This window comes from uncultured Methanobrevibacter sp. (assembly GCF_937898925.1).
In the GTDB taxonomy this organism is placed as follows: domain Archaea; phylum Methanobacteriota; class Methanobacteria; order Methanobacteriales; family Methanobacteriaceae; genus Methanobrevibacter.
In genome coordinates, this window is the sequence record NZ_CALDKF010000041.1 from 1 (window position 1) to 16,074 (window position 16,074).

General features: G+C 32.9%; 14 protein-coding genes and 1 pseudogene. 11 read left to right on the forward strand and 4 right to left on the reverse strand.

What is annotated here, in order from left to right; translation table 11 throughout:
- The 4 genes from Q0409_RS03175 to Q0409_RS03190 form a co-directional block, all read left to right on the forward strand.
- A partial coding sequence (locus Q0409_RS03175) for a hypothetical protein (protein WP_298534991.1) occupies positions 1-455 on the forward strand: 455 nt, incomplete at its 5' end.
- 412 nt (positions 456-867) lie between these two features.
- On the forward strand, positions 868-1,947 hold the full coding sequence (carA, locus tag Q0409_RS03180) for a glutamine-hydrolyzing carbamoyl-phosphate synthase small subunit (protein ID WP_298534994.1): 1,080 nt from the start codon (positions 868-870) through the stop codon (positions 1,945-1,947).
- 108 nt (positions 1,948-2,055) lie between these two features.
- A complete protein-coding gene (gene carB, locus Q0409_RS03185) occupies positions 2,056-5,232 on the forward strand; it encodes a carbamoyl-phosphate synthase large subunit (protein ID WP_298534996.1) in 3,177 nt (1,058 codons plus the stop codon).
- A gap of 116 nt (positions 5,233-5,348) precedes the next feature.
- Positions 5,349-5,627 (forward strand): hypothetical protein, encoded by a 279-nt coding sequence (locus Q0409_RS03190; RefSeq protein ID WP_298534998.1) that lies wholly within the window; start codon positions 5,349-5,351, stop codon positions 5,625-5,627.
- Positions 5,628-5,812: 185 nt separating this feature from the next.
- On the opposite strand, the gene Q0409_RS03195 is transcribed toward Q0409_RS03190, so the two are convergent.
- The 3 genes from Q0409_RS03195 to Q0409_RS03205 all read right to left on the reverse strand — a co-directional run bounded on the left by Q0409_RS03195 (position 5,813) and on the right by Q0409_RS03205 (position 9,198).
- Positions 5,813-7,090 (reverse strand): dicarboxylate/amino acid:cation symporter, encoded by a 1,278-nt coding sequence (locus Q0409_RS03195; RefSeq protein WP_298535000.1) that lies wholly within the window; start codon positions 7,088-7,090, stop codon positions 5,813-5,815.
- Positions 7,091-7,385: 295 nt separating this feature from the next.
- The gene (locus Q0409_RS03200; RefSeq protein ID WP_298535003.1) at positions 7,386-7,817 is read right to left on the reverse strand and encodes an acetolactate synthase; all 432 of its coding nucleotides are present in this window, start codon (positions 7,815-7,817) and stop codon (positions 7,386-7,388) included.
- A 79-nt stretch (positions 7,818-7,896) separates the two neighbouring features.
- Positions 7,897-9,198 carry a phenylacetate--CoA ligase family protein gene (locus Q0409_RS03205; protein ID WP_298535004.1) on the reverse strand — a complete coding sequence of 434 codons (1,302 nt, stop codon included), beginning with the start codon at positions 9,196-9,198 and terminating at the stop codon, positions 7,897-7,899.
- Between the two features lie 381 nt (positions 9,199-9,579).
- On the opposite strand from Q0409_RS03205, the gene Q0409_RS03210 reads away from it, so the two are divergent.
- From Q0409_RS03210 to Q0409_RS03225, 5 genes are all read left to right on the forward strand, one after another.
- The gene (locus Q0409_RS03210) at positions 9,580-11,229 is read left to right on the forward strand and encodes a sodium:solute symporter (RefSeq protein WP_298535005.1); all 1,650 of its coding nucleotides are present in this window, start codon (positions 9,580-9,582) and stop codon (positions 11,227-11,229) included.
- A gap of 8 nt (positions 11,230-11,237) precedes the next feature.
- A complete protein-coding gene (locus tag Q0409_RS10370) occupies positions 11,238-11,351 on the forward strand; it encodes a symporter small accessory protein (RefSeq protein WP_366940066.1) in 114 nt (37 codons plus the stop codon).
- A 227-nt stretch (positions 11,352-11,578) separates the two neighbouring features.
- Positions 11,579-11,863 (forward strand): PRC-barrel domain-containing protein, encoded by a 285-nt coding sequence (locus Q0409_RS03215; RefSeq protein WP_298535007.1) that lies wholly within the window; start codon positions 11,579-11,581, stop codon positions 11,861-11,863.
- Positions 11,864-11,887: 24 nt separating this feature from the next.
- Entirely contained in the window at positions 11,888-12,412 is a 525-nt protein-coding gene (gene pyrE, locus Q0409_RS03220; RefSeq protein ID WP_298535009.1) for an orotate phosphoribosyltransferase, read from the forward strand.
- Between the two features lie 212 nt (positions 12,413-12,624).
- Positions 12,625-13,122 carry a hypothetical protein gene (locus tag Q0409_RS03225; protein ID WP_298535011.1) on the forward strand — a complete coding sequence of 166 codons (498 nt, stop codon included), beginning with the start codon at positions 12,625-12,627 and terminating at the stop codon, positions 13,120-13,122.
- 100 nt (positions 13,123-13,222) lie between these two features.
- Here the strand turns inward: Q0409_RS03225 and Q0409_RS03230 are convergent, their stop codons facing one another.
- Positions 13,223-13,741, reverse strand: a complete 519-nt coding sequence (locus Q0409_RS03230) for a molybdenum cofactor biosynthesis protein B (RefSeq protein ID WP_298535014.1) — start codon at positions 13,739-13,741, stop codon at positions 13,223-13,225.
- Positions 13,742-13,956: 215 nt separating this feature from the next.
- Here Q0409_RS03230 and Q0409_RS03235 point away from each other — a divergent pair, with 215 nt between their 5' ends.
- Both Q0409_RS03235 and Q0409_RS03240 read left to right on the forward strand, forming a co-directional pair.
- Positions 13,957-14,463: a ribonuclease VapC gene (locus tag Q0409_RS03235; protein ID WP_298535016.1), complete on the forward strand. Its 507-nt coding sequence runs from the start codon at positions 13,957-13,959 to the stop codon at positions 14,461-14,463.
- 18 nt (positions 14,464-14,481) lie between these two features.
- Positions 14,482-15,744, forward strand: a pseudogene (locus tag Q0409_RS03240) (DUF2117 domain-containing protein); the annotation flags it as partial.
- Positions 15,745-16,074 lie beyond the last annotated feature (330 nt).

Below are 16,074 nucleotides of genomic sequence, written 5' to 3' on the forward strand. Positions count from 1 at the left end.
AAACTTCACTGGAAGAAAATTACATTTTACTGAAAAAGAAATCATTGCTTCAACGTAAATCCATGGGCTCTATTAAGATTTTTTATAGTGAAATCACTGATTTAAGACTCAATAAGTCTGATTTGTCCTCATTATATTCCGCTATAGTTATCGTTTATTCAAAAAATGGTTATACAAGGCATTTAGTCTCTTTAAGTAGTTCTGATGGATTTGCAGTCAGATGGTTTTATGATGAATTGGTTGTTAGGCATTCAATGATCAAATCTAATTTAAACAAATCAAATTTCATCAAATCAAATGAAAAGGATTTTCTAGATGGGAAGGATGATGATTCTGATGAGTATCAGAAATTTGATGATTTTATGAATCAAATGAATGCTGAGATTTCAGAAAAACGTAAGAAAGAGATTTCAAGGCAAATGAAATTTGATAGATGTTCCAGTGAGGAACGATGATTTTTTATCAAAGTTTTGTTTTTTATTTTTATTTTCAATTTTCTAATTTTGATTTTTATAAATTCATGTTCAATTTTTATTAAAATTAAGTTGTTTTTTATTAACAATTTAACTATTTTAAAACTATTTTTTTAAAATTTATTTTTTCAATAGATAAGTTAAAATATTTTGTATAATAGATATTATATTATAATGTAATCTTTAGTTGAAATTTGATTAAATTCTATGAATTTTTCATGAGATTTTTTTATAAAAATCTGATTTATAGAATAGTTTAAATTAAATAAATTACATAAATAATTAAGGTAAATTAATTTAGCAAAAAGTATCCTTTTTTTATGGAAAATACTTTAGATTGCTATTAATTTGATGATTATTTTAGATTAAATACAATGAATTAAATGGTGAAAATATGGGAAATGAAGCAAAATTAGCTTTAGAAGATGGAACTGTTCTAAAAGGTGAAGCCTTTGGTTATGAAACCGTAACTGTAGGTGAGCTTGCTTTCTCAACCGGTATGTCTGGTTATACCGAAGCTCTTACTGACCCGTCATTCAAAGGGCAAATCTTGATGTCAACTTATCCTTTGGAAGGTAACTATGGAGTCAGTGAAGAATGGTATCAATCCGATAAGGTACAGGTTGAAGGTTTTGTAGTGAGAGAAGCTTGTAAGAAATTATCCAATTTTGGTACTAAAAAGACTTTAGATGATTTCTTGAAAGAATTTAAGGTACCTGGAATTGAAGATATAGATACAAGAGACTTAACTTTGAAGATTCGTGAAAAAGGTTCTCTAAAAGCAGCACTCGCTACTGAAGAGATTGATGATGATGAACTTGTAGCTCGTGCTCAAGAGCATAAAAGCATTATCGATTTAGATTTGGTTCCTTTAGTGTCAACTCCTGAAGTAAAGACTTTCGGAGACTTTGATAAGACTGTGGCTATTCTTGATTGTGGTGTTAAAAAGAATATCATAAATTGTTTCTTGGAAAATGATATTGGTGTTGCTTTATTCCCTTATGATACTGATTATCAAACCATTTTGGATTATGGTGTGAATGGACTTATGGTATCTCCAGGTCCTGGAAACCCAGATAGGTTAACTGACACAATTGCAAATGTGGGAAAATTAATTAATAAGTTCCCTGTATTTGGTATTTGTATGGGACAGCATGTAATTGCAAAGACATTTGGTGCAACAACCTATAAAATGAAATTTGGTCATAGGGGAGCAAATCAGCCAGTAAAAGACTTGCAAACTGGAAAAGTGTTCATCACTTCTCAAAATCATGGATTCGCTATAGATCCAGATTCATTGAAAGGAACCGATTTGGAATTGACCCAAATAAACTTAAACGATGGTACTCCTGAAGGATTCTTGCATAAGGAATTGCCTTTAAGAACTATCCAATACCACCCTGAATCTGGCCCAGGTCCAAATGATACAAGAGTCTTGTTTGAAGAATTTGGAAATATGATTAAGGAGTACTAGGATTTGAATTTCATTGTATTTAATTGATTATGTTTATTTGATTATTAAATTATTAAAATTTTCAAAATTATAAAATTATTACTTTAATGTGGATTGAGAGAGGATAATATGCCTGTTGATGAGGATATTAAAAAAGTGCTTATAATTGGTTCTGGACCTATTCAGATTGGTCAGGCTGCTGAGTTTGACTACTCTGGTTCTCAAGCTTGTAAATCACTTAGAGAAGAGGGATTGGAAACTGTTCTTGTAAACAGTAACCCTGCTACCATTCAAACAGATATGGATATGGCAGATACTGTTTATACTGAACCGTTGACTCCGGAACTTGTTGCTCAGATAATTGAAAAAGAGAATATTGATGCTATTTTGCCTACTATGGGTGGACAAACCGGTTTAAACATTGCAACTGAACTTGGAAAATTGGGATTATTGGAAGGAATCAAGGTCATTGGTTCTGATGTTCAAACCATTGCAGATGTGGAAGACAGAGACTTGTTCGCTAACTTTATGGATAGGTTAGATGAACCTATTCCTAAATGTCATGCGGTGGAATCTGTTGAAGAGGCTTTAGAGGCTGTTGAGGAAATCGGTTATCCTGTAATTGTACGTCCAGCATTCACCTTAGGAGGTACTGGTGGTGGAGTGGCTCATAATAAGGAAGAGCTTATCGAAGTTACAACTCATGGTCTTGACATGAGTTACATTAACCAAGTTTTAATCGATGAATCCGTTCTTGGATGGAAAGAAATCGAATTTGAGGTTATGAGGGATAAGAACGATACCTGTATCATTGTATGTAACATGGAAAATGTGGACCCAATGGGTATACATACAGGAGACAGTATTGTAGTTGCTCCTATTCAAAACCTTAATGATGAAGTATGCCAAAGATTAAGGGACGCTTCCATCAAGATCATTAGAAACTTGGGAATCAATGGTGGATGTAACATCCAATTCGCTTTAAACCCTGAAACCAATGAGTATAAGATCATTGAGGTAAACCCTCGTGTAAGTAGAAGTAGTGCACTTGCATCTAAGGCAACAGGTTACCCAATTGCAAAAATCTCTTCAAAAGTAGCTCTTGGACTCACTTTAGATGAAATCAGAAATGACATTACCAAGGAAACTCCTGCTTCATTTGAACCATCCATTGATTATATCGTAGTGAAAATCCCAAGATGGCCATTTGACAAGTTCAAAGGTATTGACAGAAAAATCGGAGTTCAAATGAAAGCGACCGGGGAAGTAATGGCTATTGGTAGAACCTATGAAGAAGCTATTCAAAAGGCTATTCGTTCCTTGGATATTGGATTGCACGGATTTGAATATTTAGAATACACTGAAGATAATTTAGCAAATCCTACTGATGAAAGATTATTCCACATGTACTCCGCTATAAAAGATGGAAGAAGTGTAGAAGAACTTGCAGAACTTTCCAAAATGGATGCATTCTTCTTATACAAAATCGAAAACATAGTAGAGTTTGAAAAACAAGTTACAAAAGAAGCACTTGAAGATGAAAAATTCCTCATTAAGGCTAAAAAATTAGGATTCTCTAACTTCACTCTTGCAAAACTCGCAGGAATCAAAGAGGAAGATGTAAAAGCACTTCTCGATAAGTTTGACATCAAGCCGTCCTATAAGATGGTAGATACCTGTGCAGCAGAGTTTGAAGCAAAAACTCCATATTATTACAGTAGTTATGACAAAGGTAATGAGCTCATTAAAACAGATAACAAGAAAATCTTGATTATTGGTGCAGGTCCAATTAGAATTGGACAAGGTATTGAGTTCGATTACTGTTGTGTACACTCCTCTCTCGCATTAAAAGATCAAGGAATTGAAACTATCCTTGTAAACAACAACCCTGAAACTGTAAGTACTGATTATGACATTTCAGATGAACTGTTCTTCGAACCATTAACCTTTGAAGACATTATGGGAATCATTGAACAAGTTGAACCTGAAGGTGTAATCGTTCAATTCGGTGGTCAAACTTCAATTAACCTATCTGTCCCTCTTGCAAAAGCAGGAGTCAAAATCTTCGGTACTCCATATGAAAGCATTGACAGAGTGGAAGACAGAGAAAGATTCACCGAAGTGCTTAACGATTTGAATATTCGTCAAGCTCCTTATGGTTTGGCTAATTCCTTTGATGAAGCAAGAGAAGCAGCTGAAAGAATCGGATTCCCAGTTCTTGTTCGTCCATCCTATGTTATCGGTGGAAGAGCAATGGAAATCGTTTACTGTGTAGAAGAACTTGAAGAATATATGAAGGAAGCGGTAAAGGTTTCCCCAGAACATCCTATCCTTGTAGACAAGTTCTTGGAAGATGCTGTTGAACTTGATGTAGACCTCTTATGTGATGGTGAAGATGTATTCATTGCAGGTATTATGGAACACATTGAAGAAGCAGGTGTTCACTCTGGTGACTCTGCATGTGTAATACCTCCTCAAACTATTCCAGAACATTTGCTTGAAGTCATTAGGGAAAATACAAGAAAATTGGCTTTGGAATTAGATGTTATTGGATTGATGAACATTCAATATGCAGTTAAATTGGATGAAGAGAAAGTTTACATCATTGAAGCAAACCCAAGAGCAAGTAGAACAGTTCCATTTGTAAGTAAAGCTATTGGTGTTCCTCTTGCAAAAGTTGCAACCTCATTGATGATGGGTGCAAAACTCAAAGACTTTAATTTAACTAAAGAGATTAAGATCAATCACGTAGCTGTTAAGGAATCTGTGTTCCCATTCTTGAAATTAACAGAATCCGACAGTATCTTAGGTCCTGAAATGAAATCTACTGGTGAAAGTATTGGTGTAGATGAGAACTTCGGTCTTGCTTTCTACAAGTCACAGCTTTCAGCAGGTATGGACTTGCCTAAGGAAGGAAATCTTTTGATTAGTGTAAGGGAACAGGACCAAAAGAAAATCCAACCTATAGCTGAAAAAGCTCATGCTTTAGGATTCAATATATTTGCTACAAAAGGTACAGCTAATGCTATATTCGATGTTCCTATTACAAGAATCAAAAAAGTTTCCCAAGGAACCCCTAACATTAAGGAAGCTATTTTAGATGGAAAGATTGATATGATCATCAACACTCCTCATGGTGAACAGGCTTCCAAAGATGGTTATACCATTAGACGTTTAGCTATTGAACTTGGAATTCCTTATGTGACTACTTTAGCAGGAGCAAGAGCTGCTTTAAATGCAATTGAAGCTGTTAAAGAGAATGAGTTGAAAGTCAAATCATTAAATGATCATATAGCAAACATTTAAGGGATATTCTGGTGTTAATCATTAAATGATCATATAGCAAACATTTAGATTTTTTAAAAGTTTATTAATGGAGATTTACTCCATTTTCTTTCTTATTTATCATATGTGGTGTTAAAATGCCTTTTAAAATTGATAGTGCAATAATGAAATTAGATACAGAAACCGGCAAATACGATTTAGTGGATCCGGATGGAAAGTTCAATAAAAAAGATGCTTTAATGGTAGTTGAAAGCGATGACTTCATTACTATGCAATTGATAATTAATGCAATTATCAGAAACGATTTTAAAGCATGGAAAGAAGTTAAGTGGAATGATTCTGACAGTCTCAAAGCCATTCTTGTTAAATTAGGATATGGCAGGGATGAAATTGTCGAATTGCTTAAGGAATTTTAATTTTTATCATTAGAAATTGTTTTATTTTCTATTAACCTATTTTCTTATTTTTATCATTTTTTAATTTAAATTTTTTTAGATATTTTTTCTATTTTTTCTTATTTTTATCATTTTAATTAAAATTTTTTAAAAAAAGAGAAAGTTCCAGCTTTAAAGCTGGAGATGTTTAAGGAACCTATTTTCCATTATGGATTTTTAGCTTCTTTTTTATCATTAAATAAATCAACATCCACAGATTTGTTTTTGAATGAAACGATTATGGTACAGATTGCATCACCAGTCACATTCACTGCTGATCTGATCATATCCAGGATATGGTCTATTCCCATGATTATGCCTATTGCATCTGTTGGCAACCCTACAGAGGCAAATACCATATTCAAGGTAACTAATCCTACGGATGGGATACCTGCTGTTCCAATTGAAGCCATAACTGCTGTAAATACCACTGTAATCAATGCGCTTAACCCTAAATCAATTCCATAGGCCTGTGCTGCAAACATAACTACAACACCTTGCATTATCGCGGTTCCATCCATATTGATGGTAGCGCCTAATGGTATTGTAAATGATGAAACATCTTTAGACACTCCCAGTTCACTTAATTTCTCTAAAGTTAATGGGATGGTTGCATTTGATGATGAGGATGAAAATGCGAATAGCATTACAGAGAAAAATCTCTTAAAGAATTTTATCGGATTTAATCTTGTGAAGATGACAAGTAATGTTGGATAAACAATAAACGCTTGCACTGCTAAAGCTAGGAGTATGCATGCAACATATTTGCTTAAAGGCATTAATCCATCCATTCCTAATGTGGCAAATGTCTTAGCGATTAAACAAAAAACGCCTATTGGAGCAAATTTCATGACTATATTAGTCATTTCCATCATAATTGTATTCCCTTCAGTAAAAAGTTTATTTACTGTTTTTGTTTCTTCTTTTAATTTAGCAAGGATAAATCCCACAATAACTCCAAAAATAATCACTGGTAACATATCCCCGTTAGCTAATGAGTTTAAAGGATTATCCGGAATCATGTCTAAAATAGTGTTGGTTATTGTCACATTAGTTGTAACATTTGAAGGATCTGCAAGATTGGCCATATTCAAACCGATACCTGGTTCGATGATCCCTGCTATAAAAAGAGCTATTGAAACCGCCAATGCAGTGGTTAAAAGATAGATTAAAATGGCTCTTCCACCGATTGAACCGATTTTTCTAATATCTGAAATGGAGGTTACTCCTACAATTATGGAACAGAAAACAAGTGGAACTACCAACATCTTCATCAATTTGATAAACAGATTTCCTCCTAAAAAGAAGACATTGTCTATTAATATCACATCTTTGATAAGTGGGTCGCTAACATAAAAATTCAGTATAATGCCTACAATCATACCCAGTATCATTGCGATTAGAATCCAATTGCCTAAGCTAATTTCCTTAAGTCTGTTTAACATATTATCTCCATAATCATTTATCGATATTGTATACTATATGTTTATACCTATATTAATTTTTTTTAAATTTCTTTGTTAAAACTGATAGAGAGATTAGAAAATGGCAATGAGAACTAAACATTTAAAAAAACAAATTATAAAAAATAGCAGTAATAAAAAATAAATTTTTAAAAAAGTTTTTCTAAATAAATTAAAAAAATATATTAAAAAAATTAAGTTTTAAGGAATAGTTTCAAAGTAAAGTAAAAAAATTAAATTAAAAAAATAAAAAATAAAAAAGAGAAAATAAGAAGATTTATAATTCAGCTAAATCTTCTTTGGATAAGAGGTTGGCATTAGCATCTTCCAATGCTTTTACACCGTCTTCATAGTTTTCAATTTTAACTACAACAATAGCTTCCTCGGTTTTAGAGCTGACGAATGCATATAGGTATTCAACATTAATGCTTTTCTTTTCAAGGATTTCGAGCATTGTATTAAGACCGTTAGGTTCGTCTTTAACTCCTACAACAATCACATCAGTTTCTTTTACTGTGAATTTTTCTTCTTTCAAAGCTTTGATTGCAGTTTCATTGTCGGAAACAATTAATCTTAAGATCCCATATTTGGAACTGTCTGCAATGGAAAGAGCTCTAATGTTTACTCCTGCCTGTGACATTGCATTAACAGCTTTTTTTAATTTTCCTTCTTTGTTTTCAAGAAATACGGAAAGTTGCTTTACACTCATGTTATCACTTTCTTAATAGTTAACAATTTTATTAATAAACTCATTTATTCAGTTATTTAATAAGTTCTAATAAGTTCATTTAATCAAAGTTCCTCTCATCAATAACCCTAATGGCTTTTCCTTCACTTCTTGGTAAGGATTCAGGCTCTACTAAAGTTACATCTACACTGATTCCAATAGCGCTTTGGATTTTTCTTGCAATTCTTCTTTCAAATTCTTCAATCTTCTTCATTTCGTCAGAGAAGACTTCAGGTGAAGTTTCCACTTTCACTTCAATTTCATCAAGTGTTTTTGGTCTGGAAACATGAATTTGATAGTTTGCAGTTAATCCTTCAATTTGCAAGATGGCAGCTTCGATTTGAGATGGATAAACCATTACCCCTTTGATTTTTAGCATGTCATCGGTTCTGCCGGTAATTCTATCCATTCTAACTGTGGTTCTTCCACAATCACATTTCTCTCTTCTAAGTGCAGTCACATCTTTTGTTCTGAATCTGATTACAGGCATGCCTTCTCTTGTTAGGGTAGTCAATACAAGTTCACCGGTTTCCCCATCTTCTAGGTTTTCAAGAGTTTTAGGGTCAATGATTTCTGCAAAGAAGTGGTCTTCTTGAATATGCAAACCGCATTGTTCCTTACATTCAGTAGCTACTCCAGGACCGATAATTTCAGTTAAACCATAAATGTTATGTGCAGTAATTCCTAATTTTGATTCTAAGCTTTGTCTCATTTCTTCAGTCCACATTTCCGCACCAAAGATGCCCGCATGTAAACTGATTTCATCTGGGCCGAATCCTTCTTTTTCAAGGGATTCTGCTAAGTACATTGCATATGATGGAGTGCATGTTAGGATATCGCTTTGGAAATCTTCCATGATCTTCAATTGCCTTGCAGTGTTTCCTGAAGACATTGGTATGACTGTTGCACCCATGGCCTTTGCACCGTGGTCTATTCCAAATCCTCCAGTGAATAATCCGTATCCATATGAGTTATGGATTTTAGAATGTTTTCCACCATCAGCCATCGCAATAGCCCTTGCAGTGCATTCTCCCCAAATGTCAATGTCCTTTTGGGTGTATCCGGATACAACAGGTGTTCCAGTGGTTCCTGAGGTACTGTGGATTTCTACAATATCGTCTTCACTCACCGCGAATAATCCAAATGGATAAGCCTGTCTTAAATCATCTTTTGTAGTAAATGGTATTTTATTCACATCTTCAAGAGTTTTTAAGTCGTCAGGATGGAATCCTGCATCATCAAACTTCTTCTTGTAGAATGGCACATTTTCATAAACTCTTTTTACTTGTTGCTGGAATAGGGCAAGCTGCATTTCCTCTTTTTCTTCCCTTCCCATACATTCTGCATTTTCATTCCAAATCATATAATTTCTCCAATGATTCAATGTCTTTTGGTAATCGTTTAGGTAATATTATAAATTTTAAATCATCTTTTATTTTATTTTAAAAATTTATAATTTTATGACAGTATTAATTTTATTTTTAATCATTAATATATTTACTAGTTTAAAAATTCTTTTTAATGTCAAAATTGTATATTTTTTGTTCATTTCTGCACAATTTAGTTTTTATTTTACAAAATATTCTATTTTATCAATTTATTAACCATATTAAGACTTAATAAGGTTCCATATATTTTTTAACAATTTCTAAAAAAATTTATATATAATATTCATTAAAAATTAATGTGTAAATTATTATTAAATTATTATTTTTAATATTAATCTTTATTTAGAGGTTTTTGAATGAATTACTTTTTATTAGGAATAGTTTTTATTGTTTATTTTTTTATGGTAGGGTATGTCGGATACCTTGCTTGGAAGAGAACTAATTCCTCAGAAGACTTTATGATTGCAGGTAGGGAAACTCACCCATATATCATGGCATTAAGTTATGGGGCTACTTTCATTTCCACTGCAGCTATAGTCGGTTTCGGAGGGGTTGCAGGTAAATACGGTATGGGTATACTATGGCTCGTATTCTTAAATATTTTTGTAGGGGTTTTCATAGCATTTGTATTCTTTGGTAAAAGAACTCGTAGAATGGGTAAAAATCTTGGATCCCTTACATTCCCCGAGTTTTTAGGCCGTAGATTCAATAGTAAATTCATACAGTACTTTAGTGGAATTTTAATCTTCTGTGCTATGCCTATTTATGCGGCTGTAGTTCTTATTGGTGCAGCAAGATTTATGGAAAGTTCTTTGATGCTTGACTTTAATTTGGCACTTTTAGTGCTTGCAGTTGTAATTTGTGCTTATGTATTGTTCGGTGGTTTAAAAGGTGTTATGTATACCGATGCATTGCAAGGAACAATCATGTTTGTAGGTATGATAATATTGCTTGTATTCATTTACTGGGTATTAGGTGGTGTTACCGAAGCGAATACTGCACTTACAAATATGGCTCATCTTTATCCTCCTGATGCTATCGCCGAAGGGGGTACAGGTTGGACAAGTTTCCCATCACTTGGAAGTCCATTCTGGTGGTCTCTTGTAACCACAACCATTATGGGTGTAGGTATCGGTGCATTAGCTCAACCACAGCTTGCAGTAAGATTCATGACTGTAAAATCCAACAAAGAGTTACACAGATCACTTTTAATCGGTGCTATCTTCATTGCTGTAATGACCTGTACCGCTTATATTGTAGGTTCATTATCTAATGTATACTTCTATCAGAATTTCGGACAGATTGCAATTGATTATGTTGGAGGAAACATGGATTCAATCATTCCAACATTCATTTCAACAGCACTTCCTGAATGGTTCGTATACATTTTCCTATTGTCATTGCTCGCGGCAGCTATGTCCACTTTAAGTTCACAGTATCACACTCAAGGAACTGCATTAGGTCACGATATTGTAGATGCAATTAGAAACAGAGGCGGTTCTGATGAATATAGCCAAGAGGAACTCAATGCAGACAAAGCTGTTGAAGAAAGTAAAATAGGATTTATTTCAGTTAGCCAAGCAGGTATTTTAATAGCAGTTATTCTTTCATTGGTAATTGGTTTAGCATTGCCAGGCAGTATTGTAGCACTTGGTACATCCTTATTTATGGGATTATGTGCAGCAGCATTCTTGCCGGTTTATTGTGCTGCTTTATTCTGGAAACGCACCACTAAGGAAGGTGCAATTGCAGGGCTTTTATCCGGTACATTAACAAGTTTATTCTTGCTTGTATTCGTATTTAAGAAAACTGCAACAGGCCTTGGTATTTGTAAATTCATATTTGGTGTAGACATGTTAATAAATACCATGCCATGGTATTCAATTGACGTAATGATTTTCGCTATACCTGTTTCAGCAATATTTACAATTGTAGTAAGTTTGCTTACACAACCAATTGATGAAAAAGTCCTTAACAAATCCTTTGAGGGGATTTCTAAAGAATAGGTGATATTATGATGGTTTTAGGAATTGAAGATCCTTGGATTTGGGGAGCTTATGTATTAATAATTTTAATTACATTGATTTGTATTGTGTATGGCGCATTAAAATGGAATAGTGAGGATTAATTTAATCCTTATCTTTTTCTTTTTTTATTTCTATTTTTTATTTTTTTTTATTTCTATTGTTTTTTTGCTTTTTTTGCTTTTTTATAATTATTTTCATTTTCATTCATTTTTATTTTTATTCATTTTTTCAAAATATTTATTAATTGATTGAAATAAAAAGAATATTGTTTATTAATATAAAAATTTCAATTAAATTATTATCCAACTTATTTTCGGAGAGATTTTTTATGAGAATAGTTAAGGAATTAGTCGGTAAAGAGGTTTTAGGCAACGACATAATGAGTATGGGAAAAGTTGTTGATGTTGAGGTTGACCTGGAAGATAATTTCATCGAATCCATTATAGTCTCTAAAGGAGGAATTCAAGAATCTTTAAACATCAGTAAAAGTGAATTGGTAATTCCTTTTGACATGATTAGCAAAATCGGAGACAAGATTATTTTAAAAGACATTTTTGATGAAGACCTTGTTCAAATGGAAGAGGAAATCGAAGATTTGAAAAGTCAATTATAATTCATTTTTTACATGGTGATTTCAATGGTTACAAAAGAGTATTTGATTGAAATATTAAAGAAAAACAAGGTGTTTGAAGAAGGAGATTTCACTCTGGCTTCCGGTAAGAAAAGCAATTATTATGTCAATATGAAAAGAGCCATCACTGAACCGGTAATATTGTCCACAATAGCTAAATTGATCAATGAGAAGATTGATGATGACATTGATAAGATTGCAGGTCCTGCATTAGGTGCTGTTCCTATAGCAACTGCTGTTTCACTTGAATCAGGAAAACCTCTCTTAATGATTAGAAAAGAGAAAAAAGGTTATGGGACTTCAAAATTGATTGAAGGAAATTTGATTGAGGGTGACAATGTAATCCTTGTTGAAGATGTTACTACCACTGGCGGATCTTTATTAAAAGCAATAAATGCAATACTTGATAATGGGGGAGTAGTTAAAAAAGCATTTGTTGTTGTTGACAGGGAAGAAGGTGCAATGGAGACCTTTGCAAATGAAGGAATCACTCTTGAACCATTAATTTCCGTAAGCGAATTTTTTGAATAATTAATTTTAAATAATGATTGTTTTTTCATTATAGATTTTAATCTATTTTTTTATTTTTTTATTTTATTTTTTATTTCATTCTTTTTCAATCATTTTCATTTCTTTTTTATCTTTTTTATCTTTTTAATCTTCATATGTTAATCTAATTAAGTATATATTCTAAAATTGATAGAGATATAATTGAAATTAGTAAAACTTATTCTGGTGTCAATATGAAGATAATTAATTTAATGATCGTTACATTGATAGTTCTAATCGTAGCCATTGGTTCTGTTTGTGCAGGAACTGATGATGGTCTTCTTTCTGATGGCGATGATTTCGATGAAGATAATGAAGACGATTTTGACCTTGATGATGATGGCGATGACGATGACAATGATGATGATTTAGACGATGAAGATAATGATGGTGAGGATGATTCGGATGATGATTTAGACGATGAAGATAATGATGATGATTCTGATGAAGATTTGGATGATGAAGATGAATCATTTGAAGAAGAATTCGATGGGGAATTTGATGGAGAATTTACAGCATTATCTGCTGGATTCGATATTTCAAGTGCAAAGGGCATGAATGGTGAAATGGCATCAAATTCTGCTGGAGGTTCTCAAAATAGCTCGGATTTAAGCCCTAAAGCTGGAAATCCTATTGGTGTCTTATTATTGTCTTTATTGTTTTTAATAGTGATTCCATTAAGAAATAGATAATCTATTTCTTTTGGAAACTAATTTTTTACTTATTTTAAAAAAATATTATTTAAACTTATTTTCAACTTTTTTTTTAAAAAAATTATTAAATATTTAAATCTTATTTTGTGGCATGCTTTTTCAAGTGACCTAGTTCATCAATTATGATTCCAAGGCCGGTCTTCACTGCATTTGGAGAGCCAGGCATTGCAAATATCATGGTTTTTCTATAGATTCCTGCAGTTGCTCTTGACAATAGTGATCCTGCTCCTAATTCTTCATAGGAAAGGGCTCTGAATATTTCTCCAAATCCCTTGATTTCCTTTTCAAAGAGAGGTTCTATTGTTTCAATTGTTATGTCCCTTGATTCAAGTCCTGTTCCACCAGTTGTAATGATAACTTCTATTCCATTATCAATCATTTCCTCAATAGTGTTTCTTAAGGTGTCCATTTCATCAGGAATAATTGCGTAAGCATCAACGTCATATTTTTTAGCCAATTCCTCTTTTAAGTATTTTCCAGATAAGTCCTTTTCTTCCCCTTCCTTGTCATTGGAAAATCTATCACTGAGAGTGATTACACCACAGGATACTTTTATTGGTGCTTTCTTTTTATGCAATTCCATTGTTTCGCTTTTCATAAGATTACTTCCGTTTGATTGTTTTTAATAAAATTCCTTAGTTTTTTTTAAATTGATATATTTCATATTAATTTTTATTAATTTCATATAAAATATTTTTTATAATTTATTGAATTTTTCATTAAACTTCAATGTCCATATTGCAGTTTCATAGGTTAAAGTTTCATAAATTAGTATCATTAAGTTTATTTATATAAAATATAAATATATTTATCATGAATGATTTATTTTATATCTTGGATGCATCTGCATTTATCAATGGCTTTGAACCAAAAAGCCAATTTAACTTCACTGTTTCTGAGATAACTGACGAAGTTAAGGACTTGAAATCCAAGATATTGTTAGATCAAGCTATTGAAGAAGGAAAAATAATAATAAAAGAGCCAAAAGAAGAGTTTATTAAAGAATTGAATGAAATAATCTCCAAATCTGGAGATGATTTGCGTTTATCCGAAGCGGATAAAAAGTTATTGGCTCTAGCTTTAGACTTAAAGAGTGAAAATGAAAACATTAAGGTTTTAACCGATGATTATTCAATGCAGAATGTTTTGAAAATCATTGATATTCCATATGGCAGCATAATTACTGAAGGGATAAAGGGAATATACAATTGGGTTAAAACATGTGAAGGATGCAAGAAGGAGTTTGATGCAGATTATCCTTTCGATGATTGTGAAATATGTGGGTCTAAAGTTTTTAAAAGAAGAATAAAAACCTATTAAACTGTATTTGGTGTGAATATGGAGATTGGTGTTGTTGTACATGGTCCAGGAATAGTTGATTCAGGTTGGGCCAAAAAGATTATTGATATCCTATCTAATTTTGGTAATGTCAGTTGTCGTTTAGGAGGAACAATGGGCAGAACAGCAGTTATTGATGCTGGATTGGAGGATGTCATTGACATATCATTAAAATTATTGCCTAGTCAATCATTGGAGTTGTTCAACAGGGAACATGCTGATGTCATTTTCCTATTGAATTATGGAAAATCCCCTGAAACTGGACGTGTTTTTGGGTATAAAGTGTTTACTCATTATTTCAAGCAGATTTCCAATGAGGATTTCTTGGCTACCAATCATAAGCCATTGTATGAATCAAGCATTCCGGTTATTCAGATAGAAAGACCTGGAGAGGAAGATGGTGCAATCATCAGCTGGAATGTGGTTTTAAACGAGCAATTGGCTAAAAGCAAAAAGAGCAAAAGGGCACGTTTAGGCTTAGGCGATAAGAACATGCTTGAATCTCTTTCATTTAATTTTGAAGAATTGTTTGATGGCTTAAAGGCAGCTTTGGATTTAATTGAAGTCACACCTGAAGAAGTTGTTTCAGACTATTTCTCAAACAATCAGGAAAGCGAAGATGAAAAAACCATTGAAAACTTATTGCAATCCTATGATGATTATGAAACCAGCCATTACACTTACCGTAAGATTCATGGTGTAAGCCCTGATGAGAATATCTTCATTAATGGAATTGTTGTTGGATATTCCAATGCAGATTCAATTGTCCTGATTGCACGTGATGGAATGATTGTAGACATTATCAACGGTACCATAAAATATCATGGTCTGGAAAAATTAGGGCCAGTTGATTTGGAAAGGATTATTGTGAAAACAGGATTGCTTAGAAAATCTGAAGACGTTAATCCGAGGATATTATCCCATAATGATATTTATGTAAAGGATACTGAGAGAAATCTTTATTCCGGTGAAATTTCTGAGGATGAGTATTCCTTTAAAGTGGCTTATGTGGACCATGCCGCTTATGACATTTACAAATTCAAGGACTTTGACTTGGTTGTTACAATTGGTGATGACACTTCATTGGTTGCTTCCGACATTTTGTACAGATTCAATATCCCAATCATTGGTATCATTGATGGGGATTTGGATAAGGTTGTTGAAAACGGTTTTGTCAATGAAAAATCAATATTCATTGAAGTCGCTTCTGGTTTTGATGACATTGTTGGCCAATACATCAATGAGGAAATATTCATGTCAAAGGACACTTTTGAAATGCCTTTTGATGAGGAAGCAAATTCTGTAGAGGAATTCAAAACAGTTATCTTCAATGTTTTTAAGGATCATCTTATTGAGAAAGTAAAGGACATCGTTCCAAGCTTTGTAGAGAAGGATTGCGATTATAATGTAATTGACACATATCATGAGGTTGTTGATGAGAATCCCGAACTTGTTGAAAACCTGGATGAGTTTATTGATGGATTCGAATATGAGTCCTTCGAGGAAGGGGAAGAGGTTTATTTGGATGAAAATTATGATTCTACATTTGAAGAATATACAGATGATGATTTTGAGGAACTTTCAGATGCTCAA